At 52.7% G+C, this 23,269-nt stretch carries 20 protein-coding genes; 4 read left to right on the top strand and 16 right to left on the bottom strand.

Annotation, left to right across the window (positions count from 1 at the left end; genetic code table 11):
• Position 1: 1 nt before the first annotated feature.
• Positions 2-1,294 carry an MltA domain-containing protein gene (locus tag OXG75_02210; GenBank protein ID MCY3624804.1) on the bottom strand — a complete coding sequence of 431 codons (1,293 nt, stop codon included), beginning with the start codon at positions 1,292-1,294 and terminating at the stop codon, positions 2-4.
• A 214-nt stretch (positions 1,295-1,508) separates the two neighbouring features.
• On the opposite strand from OXG75_02210, the gene OXG75_02205 reads away from it, so the two are divergent.
• A complete protein-coding gene (locus tag OXG75_02205) occupies positions 1,509-2,453 on the top strand; it encodes an ROK family protein (protein MCY3624803.1) in 945 nt (314 codons plus the stop codon).
• Here OXG75_02205 and tilS read toward each other — a convergent pair.
• The 15 genes from tilS to OXG75_02130 form a co-directional block, all read right to left on the bottom strand.
• Positions 2,450-3,862, bottom strand: a complete 1,413-nt coding sequence (gene tilS / locus OXG75_02200; GenBank protein ID MCY3624802.1) for a tRNA lysidine(34) synthetase TilS — start codon at positions 3,860-3,862, stop codon at positions 2,450-2,452. The genes OXG75_02205 and tilS overlap by 4 nt on opposite strands.
• Positions 3,831-4,532: a DUF502 domain-containing protein gene (locus OXG75_02195; GenBank protein ID MCY3624801.1), complete on the bottom strand. Its 702-nt coding sequence runs from the start codon at positions 4,530-4,532 to the stop codon at positions 3,831-3,833. The genes tilS and OXG75_02195 overlap by 32 nt, the downstream gene beginning before the upstream one ends.
• A complete protein-coding gene (locus OXG75_02190) occupies positions 4,510-4,797 on the bottom strand; it encodes an integration host factor subunit alpha (protein ID MCY3624800.1) in 288 nt (95 codons plus the stop codon). The genes OXG75_02195 and OXG75_02190 overlap by 23 nt, the downstream gene beginning before the upstream one ends.
• Before the next feature lie 15 nt (positions 4,798-4,812).
• The gene (gene pheT, locus OXG75_02185) at positions 4,813-7,227 is read right to left on the bottom strand and encodes a phenylalanine--tRNA ligase subunit beta (protein MCY3624799.1); all 2,415 of its coding nucleotides are present in this window, start codon (positions 7,225-7,227) and stop codon (positions 4,813-4,815) included.
• Positions 7,228-7,707: 480 nt separating this feature from the next.
• Positions 7,708-8,016 carry a hypothetical protein gene (locus OXG75_02180; protein MCY3624798.1) on the bottom strand — a complete coding sequence of 103 codons (309 nt, stop codon included), beginning with the start codon at positions 8,014-8,016 and terminating at the stop codon, positions 7,708-7,710.
• 10 nt (positions 8,017-8,026) lie between these two features.
• The gene (locus tag OXG75_02175) at positions 8,027-8,317 is read right to left on the bottom strand and encodes a hypothetical protein (protein MCY3624797.1); all 291 of its coding nucleotides are present in this window, start codon (positions 8,315-8,317) and stop codon (positions 8,027-8,029) included.
• A gap of 201 nt (positions 8,318-8,518) precedes the next feature.
• On the bottom strand, positions 8,519-9,922 hold the full coding sequence (gene mnmE, locus OXG75_02170) for a tRNA uridine-5-carboxymethylaminomethyl(34) synthesis GTPase MnmE (GenBank protein MCY3624796.1): 1,404 nt from the start codon (positions 9,920-9,922) through the stop codon (positions 8,519-8,521).
• A gap of 123 nt (positions 9,923-10,045) precedes the next feature.
• Positions 10,046-10,729: a carboxymuconolactone decarboxylase family protein gene (locus tag OXG75_02165; GenBank protein ID MCY3624795.1), complete on the bottom strand. Its 684-nt coding sequence runs from the start codon at positions 10,727-10,729 to the stop codon at positions 10,046-10,048.
• A 373-nt stretch (positions 10,730-11,102) separates the two neighbouring features.
• Entirely contained in the window at positions 11,103-12,230 is a 1,128-nt protein-coding gene (locus OXG75_02160) for an SAM-dependent methyltransferase (protein ID MCY3624794.1), read from the bottom strand.
• Positions 12,231-12,680: 450 nt separating this feature from the next.
• Positions 12,681-13,511 (bottom strand): GTP cyclohydrolase FolE2, encoded by an 831-nt coding sequence (gene folE2 / locus OXG75_02155; protein ID MCY3624793.1) that lies wholly within the window; start codon positions 13,509-13,511, stop codon positions 12,681-12,683.
• A gap of 126 nt (positions 13,512-13,637) precedes the next feature.
• On the bottom strand, positions 13,638-13,976 hold the full coding sequence (locus OXG75_02150; GenBank protein ID MCY3624792.1) for a nucleotide pyrophosphohydrolase: 339 nt from the start codon (positions 13,974-13,976) through the stop codon (positions 13,638-13,640).
• A gap of 62 nt (positions 13,977-14,038) precedes the next feature.
• A complete protein-coding gene (locus OXG75_02145; protein MCY3624791.1) occupies positions 14,039-14,848 on the bottom strand; it encodes an aminotransferase class IV in 810 nt (269 codons plus the stop codon).
• A 9-nt stretch (positions 14,849-14,857) separates the two neighbouring features.
• Positions 14,858-16,081, bottom strand: coding sequence for an anthranilate synthase component I family protein (locus OXG75_02140; protein MCY3624790.1), 1,224 nt, complete (start codon positions 16,079-16,081; stop codon positions 14,858-14,860).
• Between the two features lie 49 nt (positions 16,082-16,130).
• A complete protein-coding gene (locus OXG75_02135) occupies positions 16,131-18,131 on the bottom strand; it encodes a heterodisulfide reductase-related iron-sulfur binding cluster (protein MCY3624789.1) in 2,001 nt (666 codons plus the stop codon).
• A 233-nt stretch (positions 18,132-18,364) separates the two neighbouring features.
• Positions 18,365-19,510: a hypothetical protein gene (locus OXG75_02130; GenBank protein MCY3624788.1), complete on the bottom strand. Its 1,146-nt coding sequence runs from the start codon at positions 19,508-19,510 to the stop codon at positions 18,365-18,367.
• 61 nt (positions 19,511-19,571) lie between these two features.
• On the opposite strand from OXG75_02130, the gene OXG75_02125 reads away from it, so the two are divergent.
• The 3 genes from OXG75_02125 to OXG75_02115 all read left to right on the top strand — a co-directional run bounded on the left by OXG75_02125 (position 19,572) and on the right by OXG75_02115 (position 23,245).
• Positions 19,572-20,006 (top strand): hypothetical protein, encoded by a 435-nt coding sequence (locus OXG75_02125; protein ID MCY3624787.1) that lies wholly within the window; start codon positions 19,572-19,574, stop codon positions 20,004-20,006.
• A 6-nt stretch (positions 20,007-20,012) separates the two neighbouring features.
• The gene (locus OXG75_02120; protein ID MCY3624786.1) at positions 20,013-22,541 is read left to right on the top strand and encodes a TonB-dependent receptor; all 2,529 of its coding nucleotides are present in this window, start codon (positions 20,013-20,015) and stop codon (positions 22,539-22,541) included.
• A gap of 104 nt (positions 22,542-22,645) precedes the next feature.
• Positions 22,646-23,245 carry a DsbA family protein gene (locus tag OXG75_02115; protein MCY3624785.1) on the top strand — a complete coding sequence of 200 codons (600 nt, stop codon included), beginning with the start codon at positions 22,646-22,648 and terminating at the stop codon, positions 23,243-23,245.
• Positions 23,246-23,269 lie beyond the last annotated feature (24 nt).

Here is a 23,269-nt window from a genome sequence, read left to right as displayed (position 1 = left end):
CTCATCCTCCTTGGCTCTGCCCGCCGTTTTTTCCCCTAAGCACCGTCAGGAATTCTCTCTTCGGCACCAGATAGAAGAACTTTCCCCAGTTTTTCATCACGCCCGCGTGCCGGGAGGCGTCTTTTCCCTCCCCCCAGAAAAGGTCGACGCGGCGGGCCCCTTTTATAGCCCCCCCGCTGTCGTGGTTAACGACAAAGCGGGAAACCGGTTCCCACTGTGACGGCTCAACCGAAGAGGGAGTTTCAAAAACCGGTCTCTCGAACTCCATGAACGCCAGTGCCCCCCTGGGGAAAAAAGCCTTGTCGGTCGCTATGGTCCTGCCGTCGACGACTTCCGTTCCGAAAGAGGTCTCGGGTTTGCCCGGAAGTCCGCGGAAGAAAATGTAACTCGGGTTTTTGTAAAGGATATTCATCCTCTCTGCGTAGGACAGGGATCTCAGGTGGCTTTCTATGGCCCAGAGGCTCATTTTTTCCTTCGGAATCCACTCGAAGAGAAATTTCCCTATTGCCACGTAATCGTGTCCGTTCTGGGCGGCGTAGCCCACGACCCGCTCCTCTCCGTCCGCGAACCTTATTTTACCCGAGCCCTGAATCTGGAGAAAAAACGCGTCAACAGGGTCTACCCACGCGATCTCGAGCCTTTTCCCCCTGAGCCTTCCCCCTGAGTCTATTTCGCTTCGTGAGTAATAGGGAACCAGTTCGGACGTCCTGCCGGGGCCTCCGGGGGTGACCCTGCCGTAAAGGGACTGAAGCTTTCCCTGGGCGATTTTATCGTCCTCAAGAAACGAAAATCTCTCGAACCGCTTGACGAACCTGTCTATCCTCAAACGCACCAGGTCGTCGGGAACCCCGTAGAGCGGCTGAGTGTGCCGGGGTGTCCTGGTTCGGGAAGCGGAGAGCACCGGAGAAAAGTAAGAGGTTATAAAAACCCTGCCCCAGGGTTTTCCCGGAAAGCCGTAGAAATCGAAATTTTCCCTTACGTCCTTTATGAAATCATCCTTGGTAACGCCCGCCTCAAGCTTGGCGAGAAGATAACCGAGTGCAAGTGCGTAGTCTCCCGCGGAGACGGTTTTTTGTCCGAAAACGAGCTGGGAGTCCTTTTTCTGCGAAAGTTTCTCGACGCTTGCGCCGATGGATTCCTTCAGTCCCTCGGGGAAAAGGTCGTCGTCCATCTCGGGGAACGCGGGAACCGCCCGCATGGACTCGGGGCCCGGAATCTCCGGGGGTCTCTCGCAGGAAAGGTAGAGAAAGAGCAGGAAAACGGCTGACAGGACAGCTGCGGTTCTTTGGTTCATTTAAACCTGTTGGTTCTCTAAAGGAAAAATATACGACGCGAAACGCCCGCTAATCAGGATAAATTTATACCTTGTTACATGCGGCTTACGCAAAAATTCCGTGTCTCCGGTCTCTGCCGGGACGGATATTTTTCTGAAAAGACAGGGTAAAATAAAAATTTCGGGACAGTCTAGCCGCAGCAACCTGCGGTTTTTTGCAGTCAAAAACGGAAAAATGAAGCGGAAATTCCTTGGCATAGATATAGGGGGAACCAATATCAGGGGGAAAGTCATCTCCGAGGAGGGAGGCACGCTTGGCGAGAGAAAAACCCTCTCGGACGCCCACATGGGCATCTCCCGGCTCATGGAGAACCTGGCCGACTTCATAGAAGGATTTGCCGGGGAAGGGCTATCCGCAATCGGGATAGGAGTACCGGGGACCGTTGACCGCGCAAGCGGCACTCTTGTCCAGGCCCCGAACATAGCAAACACCAGGGATTTCCCGTTTACAGAAGTCCTTTCGGAGAAAATCGGAACCGCAACCCCCGTTTTTATACAAAACGACGCTTCCTGCGCGGCTCTCGGAGAATACCGGGCGGGGGCGGGCAGAGGATCAGGCTCGATGGTAATGATAACCCTGGGAACAGGGTTCGGGGGCGGAATAATCCTCGACGGCAAGCTCTGGCCGGGGGAAGACGGCTTCGCCGGAGAGGTGGGGCATATAACAATTAACCCGTCGGGACCCATTTGCGGCTGCGGCGCGAGGGGCTGCATTGAAACCTACGTTTCTCAGGTAGCGATAAAGAGAATCGTCCGCGAGCACCCGGAACTCCGCGAAAGGCTCGCCGGTACCGAAGAATCGGCCCTCCCCGAGCGCCTGGCGGAGCTTGCGCGCGAAAAAGACCAAGCGGCCATCTCGGTATGGAACGATTTCGGGGCGAACCTGGGGGTGGGAATATCAATTCTCGTAAACACCCTCGACGTAAAGACGGTGGTAGTGGGCGGGGGGCTTTCGGGGGCCTGGGAACTTTTTATCGGGAAAGCCCTTGAGGAAGCCGAAAGAAGGTGTCTTGGGGGAACCCAAAGGGGACTTCAGGTAAAAAGAGCGGCCTTGGGAGACGATGCGGGGGTGCTGGGAGCGTGTTACGTGGCCGAAACCGGGCTCGGGGAGAGATCCTAGGAGGCCCGGAGACTTTTCGCAAGGTCAAGCAGCTTCTGCGAAGAACCGCGAATCCTTATCCTGAGCCACGGACCCTTGGTTTCATCCGCTTTGAACCTGTTATCCATTCTTAAACCGCCCACCCAGATTATTCCGTCGCGGGTTTCGAAAACCGGCACTTTTTTTCTAAGAAATCTAGGTATTTTCTCGTCAATGAAGAAATCCTTGAGCTTCTTGGCTCCCCTCATTCCAAGCGGAACGAACCTGTCTCCTTCGGAAAAGCTCCTGAGCGTTACGGGAAAACCGACTTTCTCGGGCGCGAAGTGCCCGACGTCGGCCGCACCCCAGAGGGAGGCGTCATCCGTAAGCTCAACAGCGACCTCAAGATCCCGGGAGATCCTGTGGGTACCGTGGTTTTTTATCTCGGTTTGGGGGAACTCGCGGAATTTCTCCTCGCGCGTGAAAAAGAAAACCCCGTGCCCCGCGTGAAAAACGACTCCGCCGGGAAGGTTTACCTCAGCAGAGGGCTCCCCGGAGCCAAGCACTTCGTCAATCGCGAAAAGATGCTTGGCGGAAACCGAGTTCAGGTCCCCCTTTACGGCCAGAATCGATTTTCTCGTTACCGAGAACCTGATCGCCGGGGGCTCGCGAAGAAGTTTTTCCGTGTCTCCGAGTACGCCTCCTGCCACAACGCGGGCAATCCCCCGAAATCTTTTCTCGCCTTCGGCCGAAATGAAATCCGCTTCCGCGGCGCAGACCGCCGCCACACGGGAGAGAACCTGCTCGACGGCCGGATTATAGCTCTCAAGCAGGGGAATAAGTTCATTTCTTACCCTGTTTCTCAAAAATTCGTCCGAACTGTTGGTAGAATCCTCCCTCCAGGGCTCTCCTTTTGACTGGAGGTACTCGATGACTTCATGCTTGGTGACGGTTATGAGCGGGCGTATTATGTTGCCGGTCAAAGGTCTTATCCCGGCAAGCCCTCGGGAACCGCTTCCCCTTATGAGCCTCATTATGACCGTCTCCGCCTGGTCGTTAAGCGTGTGCGCCGTGGCGATCCTCTGGGCAGAATGTTTCGTCAGAACATCGTTGAAAAAGCCGTAGCGAAGCTCCCTGGCGGCGTCCTCGAGTGAAAGTCCGCGTTTTTTTCTGAAGCTCTCTGTGTCTACCCGCACGCATTCAAACGGAAAGCCGAGCCGCTGGGCCGCTTCCCTGACAAACTCGGCGTCTTCATCCGACTCGGCGCCCCTTAGCCCGTGATTGACGTGGGAAACGATCACATTTGTGCCCGGATAAAACTCTCGCAGGTCCCAAAGGGCAAAGAGAAGCGCCATGGAGTCTGACCCCCCGGACACTCCCGCGACAATCACGTCCCCGGGAGCGATCATCCCGAGGGAATCAACCGTTTTTCTTATCTTGGCCAGAAACATCGGAGTCGCTTTGAGAGATCCCGGCGGAAACTATAAGCCGAAACGCGTCTTCCACGGAAATATCCAGCTCCTGCAGGTCCTCTTCCGGAACCATAATGTAAATGCCGCTTGTCGGATTCGGCGTCGTGGGGACAAACAGGCTGACAAGATTATGGTCCGTCACGTTATGGCTCCTCCTAGCCTCCGTAACCCCCGTTACGAAAGCTATGGCATGGATCCCTTTTCTCGGGTACTCGACCAGCACGACCCTACTCATGCTCTGCATCTGGGAGGTGAAAAAAAGCGTCTGAACGACCTGCTTCACGCTCACGTAGAAAGCTCTCGCAAGCGGAATCTTCGAGATAAGAGACTCGCCGAACAGAATGATCCTCCTGCCGACGAAGTTCCTGGTCACAGCCCCCAGGAAAATGATCAGCAACAGCGTGGCAAGGATCCCTATGACAAAAGAGATTCCCTGAAACACGTAGGGCGGAACGTCTATGAAGTGGCGGAGTATCCCGGCAGGGCCGGTGCTGAAAAAGAAAAGCATCCACTTTATCAGCTTGTAGAGGACGAAAATGGTCACCCCGAAAGGGACGATAATCAGGATGCCGGCAATGAAGCTCTGCTTGAAAAAAGAAGATTGAGGGGGTTTTGAGTCTGGTATTTTAATCCCCCCGTTTCTGGTCAATCTTTTTCCTGAGAAACCTGCTGGGTTTGAAAACAACTGTCAGACGGGAAGGTATGTCTACTTCCTCTCCAGTGGAAGGGTTTCTTCCTATGCGGGATTTCCTTCTCGTGACCCTGAAGGTTCCGAACCCTGGGAGTTTCACCTCTTCACCGGCTATAAGCTTCTCTCTCATCAAGTCGAAAAAAAAGTTTACTATCTCAGCGGATTCCCTTCTCGAAAACCCTATTTCCTCGTATAAAACGCCTGCCAGATCCTTCTTTGTCATGAAAAGCCCCCCTTTTTAGATCGAACGCAATTCGGCCCCTATTGTTTTTTCCAAACTCTTAAGAACATCCTGCTGAACCCTGTTAGCATCCTCGTCGGTAAGGGTCCTTTCCCTGTTTCGAAGAATCAAGGAAAGCGCAACACTCTTTTTTCCTTCTTCAAGGGAATCTCCCTTGTAAACGTCAAACACCCAAGCGTTTTCTATTATACCGGAATCCGCCTTTTTTATAACCGAAAGAATTTCCCGCACCGGAACCGTATCATCGACCACAAGCGCTATGTCGCGGCGAAGAGATGGGAATTTGGGAAGAGGGGAGAATTTCCTCTCGAAACTCGTATAGACCACCGAGAGAAACGACAGGTCGAGTTCAAGCACGTACACGCTTTCGCTTATCTCGAGTTTTTCCAGAAGATGGGGATGCAGCTCCCCTACCATCCCCAGAACGTTTCCGTCGACCAGTACGGCGGAGGATTTTCCGGGCCAGAGGAATCCATGATCGGGGGAAACGGACTCAAACTCTATCCTTGAATCCACCGAAAGGACCTCAAGGCTCCTTTCAAGCACGCTTTTTATGTCAAAGAAGTCGAATTTCTCCCCGTCCCATATCTCGGGTGCCCTTTTTCCGGTGGCAATCGCCGCGAATTTCTTCACTTCGTTCGGCAACTGGTCCATGTCCTTGGGGTAAAACACCTTGCCGGACTCGAAAAGTCTTACGTCCTGATTCTGCCTTGAGAGGTTGAGTCTCACGTTTTTCACCAGGGAGGGAAGAAGGCTCATCCTCATCTCCGAAAGCTCCCGCGATATCGGGTTCATAATGCGGATCGACTCCTCAAAGCCGAACGTCCTGAGAAGTTCGGGAGACTCAAAACTGTAGTTTATAGCCTCAAGAAAACCGTAGGAGACGAAAATGTCCCTGAGCCTTTTCTCCATGACGGTTATCACGCTGGGTTTTCTGGCTAGCATGGGAACCTCCGGCAGGACGGAGGGAATATTGTCATAACCCAGAAGACGGGCGACTTCCTCGACTATGTCCACCTCGCGCTCTACGTCCACCCTGAAAGTCGGAACCCGAAGCAAAAGCTCCCCGGCAGAGATGCTCAGAACTTCAAACCCGAGACTCTCGAGAAGTTCCGCTATCTCCTGGGAATCGGTGGATATGCCGACCAGATTGCAGACCTTGTCAACCGACATGGAGATCTCCCTCGGGCTAACCGGTTCGGGATACACGTCGATAATCCCCTTGGCAACTGTTCCCCCGGATAAGCGGCTTATAAGCTCGGCGGCGCGGTCAAGCGCAAACGAAACGTTGTTTATGTCTATGCCTCTTTCAAATCTGCTCGAAGATTCGCTCTTGAGACCGGTTCGCTTGGACGTTTTTCTTATCCCTACGGGAGAAAAGTAAGCGGATTCAAGCAGAACATTGCTCGTCGCATCCTCTATTTCGGTGCCGGATCCGCCCATGACTCCGGCAAGCGCGACGGGATGATCCCCGCTGCAGATAAGCAGATCCTCGGCGAGCAGCTTTCTCTCGACCCCGTCCAGCGTTTCTATCGTTTCCCCGTCACTAGCTTTTCTGACGGAGATCCGACCCTCATCAAGCTTGTCGTAATCAAAAGCGTGAAGCGGCTGTCCCTGCTCAAGCAAAACGAAGTTCGTAACGTCAACGACATTGTTAACGGAGCGGATTCCGCAGTACTCAAGCCTCTCCTGAAGCCACGCGGGAGAAGGACCAATTCTGACTCCTTCAATGAGCCGGCAGCAGTATCTGGGGCATGCCTCTGTGTCCTCAACAACTACGGCGGACTTTTCCGAAATGCTCTCCCCCCGCTCTTTTAAGGAGAAAACCGGTTTCTGAAGGTTCTCGCCCAGTATTGCCGAGACTTCTCTCGCGATCCCGAAAATACTCATGCAGTCAGGACGGTTAGGGGTAATTCCCACCTCGAAGATAACGCCGTCGTAACCGATCTGCTCGTTCATGCTGGTTCCAAGTTCTGCCTTGGGCGAAAGAATCATTATCCCGTCTTCGTCGCCCGAGAGGCCCATTTCATCCGCGGAACACAGCATTCCCTCGGAATTCTCCCCGCGAATCTTGGAGCGTTTTATCTTGAGGCCTTCCGGAAACTTCAAGGTAGGGGGAAGAAGGGTTCCAGCTTTGGCAAAAGCGACCTTGTCCCCTTTTTTCATGTTGTCCGCACCGCAGACAACCGTGTAGGGGGTTTCTCCGTCCGTAACCTCGCAGACGCTCAGCCTGTCGGCGTTCGGATGCTTTTCGATGCTGCTTATCTGGGCGACGCAGACATCGGCAAGAGCCTTGCCCTTGTCTTCAAGCGCTTCAAGCTCCAGTCCCGCCATGGTAAGCATTTCTCCCAGTTCTTCCGGAGAAACATCGATTTTGAGGTAGTCGGTAAGCCATCCAAGAGGAAAAATCATAAATTCACCCGGCGAGTTAGGTTACACGGTATAAAAAACTGGTCAACAGTTAACCTGCTGAAAACAAAAGATTATTTAAGAAGTTAAAAATAACCTCCAAACAATCATGACCAAATCCGGGGGGCCGCGCAACCGGTCCCGTAAACAGGCGGGCATTTTAACCGGCTGAAGAGAAAAAACACGGTTCCCGAGACGGCCAAGGAGGCGCGTCCCCGCATAAAATTCTCAGTGAACTTCTTAACTGTTAACAAATTATTAAAATTTCGTTTGGAATTTCTTAATTCACTGATATGAAACACTTTTTCTTGTCGATAGATTGTGAATGAAATCCCCCGAACTCTGCAGGCTGTACCCTAACTCCCTTAAATAATTGATAATTCTCTAAACGGCCCAACCCCTCTCACTCATTCCGCCGAGTGCCCTGTGAAATGTTTGGAACTATATACTTAGGTTGACGGGTGTTTTCACTGTAGTTTACCTCTAAAGGGGCAACCAAGGTCCTTGTTGTAGCAGAATCTTTTCCACAAGAGTTTTGTTAAAGTGGACCAAGTAAGCAATTAAACCTCCGATTATAATAGTTATTGCGGGAACAGTATATTTCAAAAACATCACATATACCCAGTCTTTAGTGGCCAGAAAAGGCTCTTTTGCTATTAATGCTGCTATCTGCTTTTCCTGCTCTCGTAAATCACCATCATATTTGCGCAGATCTCTTTGTATATTCTCTATTGAACCTTCTCTGGTTGTAGGTGTCTGGGGAGATTCAAATGGCGAGAGCTTTTTTGTCATGGGTAATTAGTTAGGATGTGGCTTTTGTTTGGTCGTGTATCCAGTCCCAAACCTCACCAGGAGCAAAACCGGCATATGAACCATTCAACCTGAAAACAGTTCCGAGAGTGTCTTCTCTTTGAGGATCGCTATATATTCCTACTGTTTGTGCAACATCTTTTGCAAGGGGTTCTTTCGTAGAAATGATATAAAAATCATTGCCCACATGGAGTTTCTTTTCTTTATATTTATTTTCAATTCTCTTGCGCAATTCTTCGCGAACAGAGTCTTCTCCTATAAGCAGAACGCCAAATAATGGCATTGAACGCCTCCCGTCTCTTGGTTTTATAAAAAACTATATAAGGTTGGGAAAATTATACAACCTACCCACTAAGTATAAACTTATTACAGGGTAGATTTAATCTCAAGTACTTTTTTTAAAAGGGAACTAGAGACTTAAGCGGCCCTGTCAACGTAAGTATATAAGTCCTAAATGTTTCACGTGAAACATTCAGTCCCGCTTTTACTTTCCAATGCAGAATCTGGAGAAAATTCTGCCCAGAAGATCTTCCGTGGTCACTTCTCCAGTAATCTCGCCGAGCGAATTCATTGAGTTTCGCAATTCTATGGAGAGGATCTCCGGATACTCGTTCCGCCCAAGAAGCTCAAGGAACATACGCAGCTGGCCGCGGGCCTTCTCAATGGATTTTTTGTGCCGAAGGTTTGTAAGTACCAGTTCCGAGGCATCCGAGGCATCCAAGGCATTAGGCGAGCCCGAAAGGGTCTCAAACATGGCCTGCCTGAGCCGCCCTATCCCCTCTTTTGCAAGTGCCGAGGTTTCAATCAGCTTTTTTCGCCCAAGAATCCTCCGCAGCTTTGATCTTTCCAGTTTCTCCTCAAGATCTATCTTGTTGATCACGACAAGATGCTTCTTTTTGGCGGCGGTCTTGAGGATTCTTATGTCCAGGCCATCAAGTTCCGTACTCTGGTCCAAAACGACGAGCACGAATTCGGACTCCTCGGCTTTTTTCAGGGAAAGCTCCACCCCGAGCCTTTCTATCCGGTCTTCCGTGTCCCTTATGCCGGCCGTATCAGTTATAACGAGGGGAATTCCCCCGATATTTATTCTCTCTTCGATAAAATCCCTCGTGGTTCCGGCTATAGGGCTCACTATAGCCCTCTGAGTCTCGAGCAGGCAGTTAAGTATGCTCGATTTCCCGACGTTAGGCTTGCCCAGTATTACCATAGTCACCCCGTCTCTGAACATTCTGCCCGTGTCGTAGCTGTCGATGAGCGCTGAAAGTTCCTTTTCCACGGATCCAGAGGCTTCCTTGAGGCGGTTTTTCGCAATGGGATCTATATCTTCCTCGGGAAAATCGAGATTCGCCTCTATTTCCGCCAGAACGTCAAGAATTTGATCCTTAAGTTCGTTCACCTTGCCCGAAAGGGTCCCTTCAAGCAGAGCCTCAGCGTAGCGGAGGCTCTGCTCGGTCTGGGCGCTTATAATGTCAGAAACCGCCTCGGCCTGCGCCAAGTCCATTTTCCCGTTAAGAAACGCCCTCTGGGTAAATTCGCCCGGGGCAGCGAGAGTCGCCCCGAGGCCGATCAGAATTTCAAGTATCTTCCGGGGAACTACATATCCCCCGTGAGAATGTATCTCGGCTACGTCCTCCCCCGTATAGGTATCGGGGGAACTCATGACCACACACAGGACTTCATCCACCGTTCCGCCTGTTTCGGGGTCGATTATCTTCCCGAAACAGAGTTTTCTCTCGGAAAAACCCGTGTTCCCCGCAGGAACGAAGATTTTCCTCGCGATCGAGTGAGATTCACCACCGCTTATACGGATTACGGCCACTCCTCCCTCTCCAAGCGGGGTGGAAATGGCGGCTATGGTGCTTTCGCGCTCGGGCACAAGTGACGACATGAAAGAGAATCTACCATATAAAGCCGCATTCGGTCAGAGGAAAAAAGCTAAAAAAACCCTGAATGTTTCACGTGAAACATTCAGGGCAAATTGAGGAGGATTTTCAAAAAAACCGCTAAAATTCTATTTCTCGAGACTCTTAAGCGTGTCCATAGCAATGCTGGTGTGCGCGTAACAGGAACCGGCGGTCATGACCATGGCAACGTTTATGGCCTCAGCCATCTGCTCCGCAGTTACGCCGTCGGTGTGCGCATCCTTCACGGTTCCCCTTATACAATAAGGACATTTAGTCGCATGAGCACATGCAAGACCTATTATTCCTCTCTTCATTTTTTTACTGAGAGCTCCGTCGGCAAAAATTTTCTTATGAAGCTCCATGAAGTGGGGAGAAATATCGCCGCTGCATTCCCTGAAGCTAGCAATTTCCTTCGCTATGTCCTTTTTGAAGAAATGCCCCTCGGTAAGCGGGATGCCGCTTTCGAGGGTGTCCCAGGCTTCAAAAGCCAGGCTTGAAAACGCGAAAGGCCCCCCCATGTTGAGCCTAAGTCCCACGTATATCGATTCGACTATTTCCTGGTCGCTCGCTCCCTCTTTTTTGCTGGCTCGAACCCTTGACCTTATACAGTAAGGACAAGCCGTAATATGCGCTACGGCTACCGCGATGAGCTGTTTTTCCTTTGCGGTGAGAGCTCCGTCGGTAAAAACCGAATCATGATAAGCCATCCAAGAGTCGTAAAGATCCGGGTTCAGTTCTCTGAGATGAGCTATATCCCCACCGATCTGGGCCTTCATTATAGTATCAGACATACCGGTTATACCTCTCGTTGATTATTAGTTTCCCCGTCTTTTAAAGAACTGCGCTTGACCTAAGCACAGAAACTCCAAATCCTCGCGCGTAGAATAACTGCTTCAGACCGGAAAATCAACAGGCCGGGCACCCATGACACGGTGATTCCGTTCTGTAGAAAAAGCGTGAGTTATGTATACGAGGACGAAAAAATGGGAGTAAAAATGGTCGCGAAACAGGAAAAATCGCCTGAAAAATCGCGGAAAAAGGGACCAAAAATCGTTTTGCATGGAAAGGATGGCCCAAATTTAAATCTTACAGGTGCTCAAATCTAGAACGAAAACACCCTGCACCCATGGAGGCATGTTTTGCCCAGACGGCGGAGATGGCAGGTTACAATACAATACGGAACGATCGGTCCTTATCGAGTTCGGCCAGTTCTTCGGGTGAAAGATCCTTTGACTGAAGCAGAACCTTGAATTTTCTCCCCATGAATTCAGGCATAAAAAGCGTCTTGGCCGCGAGACGGTCTCCCTGGTTCTGGGGTTTGTCGTATGTCTTGAAAATTTCGAGAATTCCCCAGTCAACAAGAAACTGCCCCTGAGTTGCATACTTGACGGTGCCAAGACCCAAGGTATCACCGACCCTCATAAGTTCGGAAAAATTAACGTCAGCTGTTATATCCTGCTCTCCAACCCTCGTGTAGGGGTCGGAACTCAGTTCATGGCGATAAAAGCACCTGAAGGTGCCTTTTCGTCTTGCGGGGGAGTAAAGCTCGGGAGCGAGAGATCCATAGTCAATGGATAGAACAAACCCTTTTTGAAGCGCCTCTCCCACCTCGGCAAGCCATTTCCCCGACAGCAGACAAGCTTCCGCCTCTTCTCCTCGGGCGTATCCTTCCAGATATAGGTTTGAAAAGTCATAGATCCCTTCCGCTTCGGGATCCCGGAGAACTTCCTCGATTTCCCCGTTGCGAAGAGAGAGAAAAACCTCCCGGATTTCCTCTCCGTCCGACCTAAGTCTGTGAAAGGGCAGAGAATCCAGAAATTCGTTGGCGATCACCACTCCGCGGAATCCGCCTTTCCCGATCTCCTGAAGATCGTTTATCCACCGAATCTTTCCGCGGTGCCCCTCGAGCTTTTCTCTGGCCGCGAGCACCGCTGCAGGGCTTGCTTCGCTCATCACGTAGTCGGTCTTTGAGTAAAGCCCGGGGTGGTTCCGGCTAAGGTCCTCGAGTATATCAAGGGCAAGCTGCCCGCCAGAGGCCCCGAATTCCACGACGGTAAAACTTTCCCCTTCCAGCAGAAGCGACGCCTCGGCAAGGAATCGTGAGATAGTCTCCCCGAAAGAGCGGTGAACCGATGGAGCGGTGTAAAAATCACCCTTTTTCCCGATCCTCGCCTTCCCCGATGAGTAATAACCGTGCCCCGGGTGAAAAAGGGACAGTTCGACAAATCTGCGGAAGGAAATCGGGCCGGATTTCCGTATCTCCTGTTTTATAATTTCCAAAAGAGTATGCATTTTTCCTCCGCCACGGAAAATAACAGTCAGGAGATAAAATTACACAGGTTTTCCATACTTTAAAAACAAGCTGAAATCCTTCCTTATCGCCCGAAAAACAAGGAAAAAGAACACATTACGGCGGATAAAAAAGATCTGGTACCGGCTAGTATCATTTCACACAGGGCTAAAAGAGACCTTTGCGGGCCGAAAAAAATTATCAAGCAATTTCAGATAGTTAGACCTGCCAAGACGCCGAGCACTAAAAAATTCCACAATCTATCAACAGAAAAAATTGTTTGATATCAAGCAATTACGAAAATCTGGAGCTTCTCAAGGTTTCTGGCATGGTGCAATTTTCAAAAAGGCACGAGAGCGGGATCCTGCATTCACTATCAACTGGGGGGATACGGGCTGATTGCGCCCGAAAAACAACCGAAAACAGCCTCCAGTCCGAGGTTTTACGCTGGTTTACTTGCTCGAGAATCTTTTGCCGATACTGGCAAAGGCGTTATGGCTGTGAATGCTTTCGTAGTTAAGAACCCTGAGTTGGTAAGAGTCGAAACTGGGGTTGCCATGGAGTTCCGAAGCTATATTTCTCACGACATCCTCAACAAAGCACGGCTTGTTGTAAGCGCTCATTGTAACGTGGCGCTCATCTTCCCTTTTTAAAAGCGGGTAAAGCGGGGAAGAGGCCCCTCTTTCCGCAATCTCTATTATTTCCTCAAGGCATATCTCTATCGGGTCGTTTTCCTTCTTTCCTTCGTGCGTAATGGTTATGAAAACCTTGGAACGCTGGTTGTGAGCCCCGTAATCGCTTATCTCCTTGCTGCAGGGACAAAGGGTCTTGACCGGAACCACTACGCTCTGGGTAAGGCGTATGCCCTCCGGGTGCATTTCGCCGTGGTACGTGCATTTGTAATGCTGTGGGGATATCTTGCCGCTTACAGGAGCATGCCGGTTGAAAAAGTAATCAAACTCTATTTTGACGTCGGAATCTTCCGAGCCCTGCCTGTCGCAAAGGGCGATCAGGAAAGAAGCCATATTTCCCAAGGAGAAGGACCCGTTGAAATCAAGGGCAGTCTCAAGCAGGCGGCTCATGTGAATTCCCTTCTGGTCGGGGCCGAGGTTAACGCTCAGGCTCAGGGAAGCCTGAATATTCTGGTCCTTCTCAGAATCGATCTCGCAGCCTTTTATCTTAAGCGGAATCTTGAGGTCGCAGACGCCGACTCTGTCTATGGAGATATTCCTGTAGTCCTTTCTCGCCTGTATGTCTTCAATAGGCTTTTCTTCAAGTTTCATTTTCAAAGCATTTTCCTCTTTGTTCGATAGAGTAACTGCCACAAATCAAAGGCGGGTTCTTCTCAGGACGGGGAAGAATACCACAATGAAAACCCTTTGCAACAACCAGAGCCCTCAACGGGGTCTTCAGCGAAGTTTGGGATTGTCCGAGTGCCGCTTCCTGTCTCTCTGTGTTTTCTTCTCAAAATTCTTTCTCAAAACCTCCGTAAGATCAACTCCCGTCTGGTTCGCTATACATGTTAAGACGAAGAAGACGTCTGCAAGCTCGTCTCCGAGTTCCCGGCGATTTTCATTCCCTTTGAAACTCTGCTCCCCGTATGTCCTGGACATGATTCTCGCCACCTCTCCCACTTCCTCGACAAGCTGCGCGAGGTTGGTAAGCTCGGAGAAGTACCGCACTCCTACTTCCTTTATCCACTCGTCAACTTCCCGCTGATACTCCCTGACTGTTATCTCGCCAGACATAAAACCACCCTCGGCTTCTTAGCGCCCGCAACAAATCCTAAATTTTTTCCGTCCCCTTAATTCTACCACCCGAACTCTGAAAGAAGCGATTCCCTCATAACCTCGTAACTACGAGAAACAGAAGGCATCGCGTCGCCGCCCACCCCGCTTACATAAACAATACCCGCAACAGCGTTGGTAAGAAAAGCGTAATCACTTGACAGAAGCTCCTCAAGGGGAAATTTCCCGCAGACGGGCTCATAGCCAAGCCGCCCGGCTGAACGCAAAACGATTTCCCTGGTCACCCCAGGCAAAACGGGGCACTCAGAAGACGGGGTGAAAAGCCTTTTCCCTCTGGTCCAGAAAACATTGTGGCACGAGGTCTCGGCCACCCTGCCGTCGGTATCGAGAAAAAGGGCTTCGCCAAAACCCCTCTCAATAGCCTCTCTCTTCGCCACGATATTTCCCAGATAGTTAAGCGTCTTGTGCGAAAAAAGGCTGCTCTGCGGGGGTCTTCTCTCGCTGCAGACCCAGAGAGAGAGGGCATCCGGGCGTTGCGCGCGGGGTCTTACGGACACAAGAAGCGAAGCCGCCCGGGGACGTGAGTGATAAACCGCGCCCCCTTGGGCGAGAAGACAAGCTTTTACGTGCAGGTCACCCCCGGGGGACGCTCCCACGGCATCCTCGATTCTGAGCCTTACCCGGGATTCCGGGGGAAACGGGATGCCGAGAAAAGAGGCTCCCTTTCTCATTCTCTCAAGATGCATGGAGAGGAAAACAGGCGGGGATCCCTTCCACCTGAAGCTCTCGAAAACCCCTTCTCCGTAAAAAAGAGCACGGAGCGCAGGCACATCCTCAAGCCTTTTCCCGTCGAGAAAGAAAAGTTCCTCCATATCCAATGATTATAGCACCTGTCGGGACGCGATTGATGTGAGGGCCTTTGCCTTGAGTTCCGTCTCCCCGTATTCGTCGTCCGCTTTCGAATCCCACACAATTCCGCCTCCGAACCAGAAATCCGCCCCCTCGGAACTGTTCACCCCGGTGCGGATCGCGACGCTCATGGTAAAGTCCCCGCTCGGAGAGAACAGGCAGATCGCTCCGCAGTAAGGGCCCCTTTCATGGGGCTCAAGGCTGTCTATTATGCGGATAGCTTCCCTTTTCGGGGCCCCGGTAACGGATCCGGGGGGAAAAGTGCTGGCAATTATTTGAGAGAGTCCGACTCCCGGGCGAAGGCGCCCCTCGATTTCGGACTCCATCTGGAAAAGCGTACTGTAGCGGCGGACAGTAAAAAGCTCCCTTACCCCTATGGAGCCGTACCCGCATATCCTCCCGAGGTCGTTTCTCATGAGATCAACTATCATGAGGTTCTCGGCCCGCTCCTTGGGCTTTTTCCCGAGTGTCTCGGCAAGCTCCCTGTCGCGTCGTGGGTCGGGATCCCTGCGGACGGTCCCCTTTATGGGTCTCGTGGTAATGCTGTCGCCCCTTCTCCTAAGAAAAAGCTCCATGGAGCCGCTTACAAGCTCAAAACCCGGAAAACCGATAAAGGCGGCGAAGGGAACGGGCTGGGCACGGTAAAAATCCAGAAACCACGAAAGCGGCTCACCCAGGGGCTTGAAGCGGAACTTTCGCGAAAGGTTCACCTGATAAACGTCTCCCGCCGCTATATGCTCCTTTATCGCCGAAATCTTCCGGGCGTATTCTTCCCTTTCAATGTTCGAGCGGGGAAGGGGCCCGGGACCTGCCCTCTCCCGCGGGAAGGCGGAGAGAACTTCTTCCCAGGGGGCTGTGTAAAAACTGTCTTCTTCGTAAAAATGGAAAAAAAGGAAAGGGAGCTTCACCCTCTGCTTTGCGTCCGAGGTAGGAACCCCGGGAGTCGTGTAGCTTAGGTAGTCGTAGCTTATGTAGCCGAGAGCCGTGTATCCCTCGGCAGCCAGTTTCTCGACCAAACCGAGAGGGTCTTCCGAGAAGGCCTCCTCCCCGGAGCGGGAAAACAGTTTGGTCCCGTCGCTCGAGAAGCAGAGGGTGAGGGCAGGGTCGCCGAAAATCCCGGCCGTGGCAGAGGAACCTGAATCGAACCATCCTGCGCCCGAGTCTATCAAAAGGGACTTTGGTCTGTGAAGCTTCATCGCCTCCTCCCTTTGAGACTCAAAGCCCGTCGAGCACCTGGGAACGCGCTTACGACGGGGGAGGCGCGTCGGCTTTAACCGAGCGGTTAAGGATTTCGGCTATGTCCTGGACGCCGATCTCCTCCTCCTTGCCCTTGAATCGCGCGGCGTCGTCAAACATCGTGTTGCAGAAGTAGCACGCCGTCGCCAGGGTGTCGGGGTTAATGTCCGCGGCCTCGTCGAAGCGGTTCCAGTTAACCCTGGGAGCCTCTTCCTCCATCCAGATCTTTCCGCCTCCGGCTCCGCAGCAGAAACTCTTTGTCCTGTTCCTCTTCATCTCCACCAGATCGATCCCCGGAATACTTTTCAGTATCTCCCTTGGAGAATCGTAGACGTTGTTGTAGCGGCCGATGTAGCAGGAATCGTGGTATGTTATCTTCTCCTCGATCGGAGCGTCGGGGTTAAGCCTGCCCTCTTGGATGAGCTGCAGGAGAAAATCGGTGTGGTGGACGACCTCGTAGTGTCCGCCGAACTGCGGATACTCGTTCTTCATGGTGTTGAAGCAGTGGGGACAGTTCGCGAGAATCTTCTTCACCTTCAATTCATTCAGAGTCTCGATGTTCTGGACGGCGAGCATCTGGTAGAGGGCCTCCTCTCCGAGCCTTCTTGCGGGGTCGCCCGTGCAGGTCTCCGCGGGGCCCATGACGGCGAAATTAACTCCCGCAATCTTAAGCAGGGTCACTATCGCCTTTGAGACTTCCTGGCCCCTCGGGTCGTAGCCCCCGAAGCACCCAGTCCAGTAAATCACGTCAAATTCGCTTGCGTTCTCGGCCGAGACTCCGAGGATGGGAACTTCCATCTCGGAAAGCCAGGCGCCGCGGTCGGCCTCCGGGAATCCCCAAGGGTTTCCGTTGTTCTGAAGCTTCTGAAGGGTCCTCGTGGCGGTTCCGCTCATGCGGCCCTCAAGGGTAAGGAACCTTCTCATGTCCATTATCTTGCCCATCTGGTCAATGAAAAGCGGGCACTGCTCAACGCATGCGTTGCACGTGGTGCACGCCCAGAGCTCCTCGGGCGTCACCCACTCGGTGTCGGGAAGATCGGGCTGCTCTTCCTGGGGTTTTCCGGCGAGTATGTCTTTCCCCTCGCTTGAGACGTAGTGGCGAAGCTTAACGACGATGTCCCTCGGAGAGAGCACCTTCTCGGTGTTCCACGCCGGGCAGTTATCCGTGCACCTTCCGCACTCGGTGCAGGTATAGGCGTCAAGTATGTCCTTCCAGCTGAAATCGGCTATCTTCGAGGAGCCGAAGTGGTCAAGATCCTCGGGGATTTCCTCGAAATCGAGCTTCGAGAGCTGCCCGCGGGGTTTCAGGCTCTGGAAAAAAACATTGAAAACGGCCGTAAGAACATGGCTGTGCTTGGAGTAGGGAAGGTAGTTGAGAAAGGAAAGCACTATGAGAATGTGGAACCACCAGAAAAACTCCTTCCAGAAAAAGGTGCTCCCGGTGCTCATGCCCTCGTAGAGCCCGGAAAAGGCCCCGGACACCGGCAGCATGGCGGGACTCGTCTCGGCAAGCGCTATCCTCGCCCCCGTGGTGAGAAAGGCGGTGATCATGAGGCCGAATATAAGACCCAGTATCACGACCGCGTCGGGCCCGTTAACCTCCCTTCTTCTCCCTATGGTGAGCCTGTTTATTATGCCCATGCCTATGGCCACAAGAACCAGGGCTTGCACTATGTCGAGGATCAGCTCGTAGATTCCCCCCATGGTTCCCGGGAAAAAGTGAAATCCGGGAACGACGCCGCTTACGAGCATCTCCACCGTCCCCACCGTTATTATGACGAACCCCCAGAAGATCATGGCGTGCTCTATGCCGGCGAAGCGGTACTTGAAAAGCCTCCTCTGGCCGAAAACGTAGACGATGACCTTCCTTACCCTCTCGGGAATGTTGTCAAACCTGTTGTCTTCCTTTTTTCCGAGAGTGACGAGTTTTAAGAGAAGGCGGATGTTGTAGGCGAAAAAACCGAAGGCCGCTATAAGCAGCAGAAGCATTATCACGGATTTAGGGTTCATCTAGTTTCTCCGAAGCAAGACATGGAAAAAGCAGCATGAATTATATTGAATTCGCGGGGTTTTATCAAGCCGGGAGGAGAGTGCCGGTTTTCTCTTCCATGGTGCTGAAAAGGCGGCATCCGAATCTGTTCGGCAGAAAACAGATTCCCTGTTTCGCTGCCCGGGACGTGCTCTCCCGGGCCAAATTTAACCTTTCCGGCGCCTCTCCCTCTGCCGCGCACACAGACCCCGGGTCAGGAGCCTTGCGTTGCGCCAAGGCGCCTTCCCACCGAAGCCGCAAGAAACAGAACCGCTGCGATCAGAAACAGATTAAAAGTCCCGGCCTCAAGCTCGTTTCCGCTTCCGGAAGCAATCGCGCATCCTCCGCCTCCGCCGCTGCCGTCGCTGCCACCGCTACCACCCTGTTCCGACCCCGGGTAAATACCGGAACCGAGAACATACTTCGTACCCCCTTCTATGCCGAAATCTGTACGTATGAAATACCCGATCTTGACCGATGTGCCGGGGGAGCGGCCGGGGATGGGGTTCCCCGCCTCACAAAACACATCTTCATCTTCCGGGGACGGCCCGGAAGCAGGTGCTGTCTCTTCACAGAGCACCTCGTCACCAATAACAGTCGGATCTTCCCAAAGGTAAGTGAGGAAACCCTCTCCCGGGGTATCGTCTTGCCTGTCTACCTCTTCTAAAATGCGTTTGGCAACTTCAACTCCGTTGTCATCCACAAGACGCAACGACCTGTCTTGAAGCTGCGGGGAGTTTCCGTTAAAAATCCCGTACATCTTATCCGTACCGGTAACTATATAGAAATATATGGAACCCGACTGCCAGGGCGGTTCCCTCCAGCACGGCATAAGCTGAATCATTCTCATCAGCGGAAGCCTTCCCCGGGAGTTACCAACCTTGGCAAACTCCTCGGTAATGTGCGCCTCAACCCCCTCCAGGTAACGCACTAGGCTTGACTCGTCATTCACCATGTCGGCGCTAAGCCAGCCCTTTCCGGAGAGATCGGGACACGCGTCAAGCGACTTGGAATGATCCGCTTCCCTCAGCTCATGATCAAATCCGCCAACGTGTATAAAGGAATCCCCTGCTTCGCCCGTATCGGAATCCCCAACGGCGCAGATATGCCTGCCACCTCTCCCGGTCCTGTCGTCCTGAACGCAGACCACCTCGTCACCCGCTCCTTCCGCCATGTCCATCAGTCTCCGGAAAAGCGGGATGCCTCTCAAGGATCCGCTCAGGGCCCCGGGATGCCTCCCATGAAAAAGTATGATGTCGCCTGACTGAAAAGGAGCGTCGGTCGCTTCCCCGCCAGTGGACTTGTTAACGGTAATTACGTACGTGTCGCCGTGGCGCCATACTCCGTTATTGTTTCTCAAGGCGTTTCGGAATTCTACTCGACCCTCATCACTTGTGACCCGCGGCTCCCGGTGCTCTTTCATGTGCAACAAGAAATTTCTCATATCGTCCATGTCTCCCGCGCTCGCCTCCTTGGCAGTTACGCCATGGTGCGCAAAAGCGGGCGAGGTGGCGGAAAAAACGATTGTACAAAAGAAAAGCAGGGTGAGCGCAGCAAATTTTTTCATGATTCAAAATCCCTCTCTTTTTGCCAATACAAGCTATAAGTTCCGGTCAACTGCGGACCTCAATTCTTTGCCAGTTGATAATAACCGGATAGTCTTAAAAACGGAATTGAGACAAATTAATTCCTGTAATTTTAGATTCTTGCTTGATCAGGTCCGTGAATATCAGGGTTCTGCAGAGTTTGTCGGTTTTGCGGTGATTTTTGGGGAACAAGTGCCCGTACGCGGGTTCGGGAATCCAGAAACGCCGTTACGGACGGGCGCCGGAGGCTCAAGCGACAAAAAGGAGTAACAAAGAATGATTCATAAGTCTTATGAGGCAATTAACCGGGTTGTACCTTGGAATATGATCCTTGCAGTGCTTATCCTGGCGACGGGCCACTCCATGGCCTGGGATGCATCCGCAAGAGAAGGGAACCTTGTCGGTAACCGGCCGTATTCCGAAGCGATATCCGGCAGTCTGCACCCCGTGAAAGTTATCACCCGCAGGGACATTGAGCTCTCAGGCGTAAAGAGGATGAGTGATCTGTTGGGTCGGTCGGCTTTTAACAATTTCGGCATTGCAAGGCCGTTGCGCACTCTGACCCTGATTAACGGGCGTCGGGTCTCAGACGCCGGGGTTGACACGGAAACCATTCCGATCGCGGCTGTCGAACGCATTGAAATCTTCGCTGACAGCACAAGCGCCCTGCATGGCGGGGGAGCGGTCGGCGGCACCATAAATATCGTTCTCAAGAAAAACTATGAAGGCCTTGATATCCAGCTAAACGCCGGGCGTCCCCGCGGTGAGGGCGCCGATTCCGAACACTTAAGCGTTCTCTGGGGCACAGGCGTTGGAGAGGGAAATCTTACTGTCGGGGCGGATATCTTCCGGCGGGACGAGGTACGCGACATCGACCGAGATTACAGCCGTGCCAGATATCAGGCCGGAGGTTCCTTCGCCAACACCGAAGGAGTGTCGTCTCTCGGCAACACGGTTTTCCTGGTAAAAGACGACGGAGGACGGGTCTCGGGAGCGCTGGGCGACTGCGATGAAAGCGTGTATACGGGGGAACTCACGGATCCTCCGGGCGGATTTTTCGGCACCGTCTGCGGGTTTGCCTATGCGGACATCGCGTGGCATCTGGATCGCAGGCGGGATGACCACGCGTTTATGAATTTCAATTATCCGGTAGGCGACGCGGCCGATATATACATTGAGGGACGCATAACCAGGGAAGAGCTAAGGAACCTGTGGGCGCCGGATCCGAACGTTTTCTCCCTTGCGCCGGACGAGGCGCTGAGAAACACCCTCATTGAAAGTGGAAACTTTGAAGGTCTTGACGAGAGCAATTTCCCCGAAAGTATCACGGTAGGCCACCGTTTTCTGGGGCACGGCAACCGCCTGTGGGTTTCGGACCTTGTAGATTATGATATTACGCTGGGGCTGCGAGGGGACATTAAGGACAACATAAGATATGACGGCTATGTTCACTACAATCGCTATGACTATGGCGTAGATGGCCATACGTTCATTAATGAACCCGTAATAAACGCCGCTATTGAGAGCGGAGATTACGACATCCAGAATCCGCTTTCCGAAGCCGAAGAGCACAGGGCCGCGATCAGCGAGAGCAGCGTGCAGAGCGAGTCCAAATACGAAGATGAACACCTTGAGGCGGGGGTGGCGCTTGACGGCCCGCTGCTTGAGCTCATGGGCAACAAGCTTCGCTGGAGCGCCGGTCTGCAGGTCGCTAAAGTGGAGCAAAGCAATTCCAGAGAATATTTTAATCTTCGTGGTGAGCCGGTTAACGCGGACGATGTATTGGGGGGATCTTCGCAGTCGCTTATGGCCGATCGTCGGCGCCTCTCAGCTTTTGGCGATATTCTGGTGCCTTTGGGAGATGCGGTGGACGTGTCGTTTGCCCTCCGCCACGATGATTTTGATGATGTCGGGGGAGCCTTTTCGCACAGGATAGCGACGCTTTACCGCGTAATACCCAATATCGCGTTGCGCGCATCATGGAGCGGGGGAGCGCGAGCGCCCGGACTTGCAGCCCTGCATGTGGAGGAATTTGTCTATTACCCGTATGTATGCGACGCTGACACGCCGACTCCCGATTGTCCCAGGGACCAGGTGCGGGTGGTCACAGACAGTAACCCGGAACTGGAACCGGACGAGGCCGAAAGCCTTGGCGCCGGTGTCTCCGCGGGCTGGGGTCCGTTCTCAGCCGACTTTGACTGGTTCCGTCTTCGTCTTCAGGAAACACCGGCCACTTTGAGCACGCAGTTCGTCGTCAGCCTAGAGAGAAGCGGGAGGCTTAGCGAGTATCCGGGACTGAGCGTGACGCGTTCTGACAGTCGATTAACAGAAATCCGCAACCCGCTGACCAACAGCGGAGAGACTGACATGGACGGATTCACGGTCCGGCTCGGCGGCGACTTGAAAACCGATCTGGCGAATTTCATGCTCAATGCCAACTGGATCAGGATAACGAATTACGAGAGGCGCGTAGGAGTGGAGACGCAGCCCGGAGATATTCCGCGCAACCGTATTCATGTTCTGCTCCGCGCAGACCGAAACGACCTGACAGCGCAGTGGAACATGCACGCGGTTACGTCTTTCCGGAACGAAACCGACACTAAAACCTTCAGAAGGTGGATAGGGCACGATATCGCGCTTAGCTGGAGAAACGCTTTTGGCTTTAACTGGTTCGAGCTCACGGGAGGCGTTATGAATATTGGCAACGAGGGCCAGTCCCGTCCTGATTCCGATGAGGATCACATATTGTATCTGGATTCGATCCTGGGACGCACGTTGTTTCTGACCGCAAAGTTCGAGATCTGATACGCACAGCTGTTTTTTTCTAACGAGCTGCTGCTGGAAAAGACCTGACCCTATATAAATGTTTTCTTTTCGAAAAAACTACGTTCGTGTATTCTTACAGGAACGTGAAGATCTTTCTCTACTACGACTACATCTGCCCTTTCTGCTTTCTGGCCACGGAGAGGGTGCTTGATCTCGCAAGGGAGTTCAGCCTCGAAGCGGAGTGGCTCGGCGTCGAGATTCACCCCGAGTACCCGGCCGAGGGAAAAAGACGGAAAAAGACGGAGAGGACCATCCGTATCTCGGAAACCCTTGAGAACGTGGCCGCCGAGGCCGGAGTGGAGATAAAGCTCCCGGGATTCGTAACCAATTCGAGGCTCTGCCTTGAGGGAGCGGAGTTTGCGAAGGAGAAAAACAACTTCATGGAGTTTCACAAGGCCTGCTACACGGCCTATTTCAGGGAGGGAAAGAATATAGGTCTTCTCGAAACCGTTCTCGAGGCGGGCGAGAAGGCGGGTCTTTGCCCCGAGGAACTCTCAGAATCTCTTCGGAAAAGAAACTTTTCAGAGAAAATAGAAAAGAACATGGAAAGCGCCCGGGAAAACATGGTCCTCGGCGTCCCCACCCTTTACCTTGGAGAACTCAGGATACACGGGATCCAGCCGCTTGAATCATACAGAAAACTTATAGCAAGGGAACTCCTGCGTGAGCAGTCTCTTCACTGACCTGCAAACCCCGGGAGATATCGG

This window comes from Candidatus Dadabacteria bacterium, assembly GCA_026705445.1.
Classification (GTDB): Bacteria; Desulfobacterota_D; UBA1144; order Nemesobacterales; family Nemesobacteraceae; genus Nemesobacter.
The sequence above is the reverse complement of the archived record's forward strand: the minus strand, read 5'-3'. Positions and strand labels throughout refer to the sequence as shown.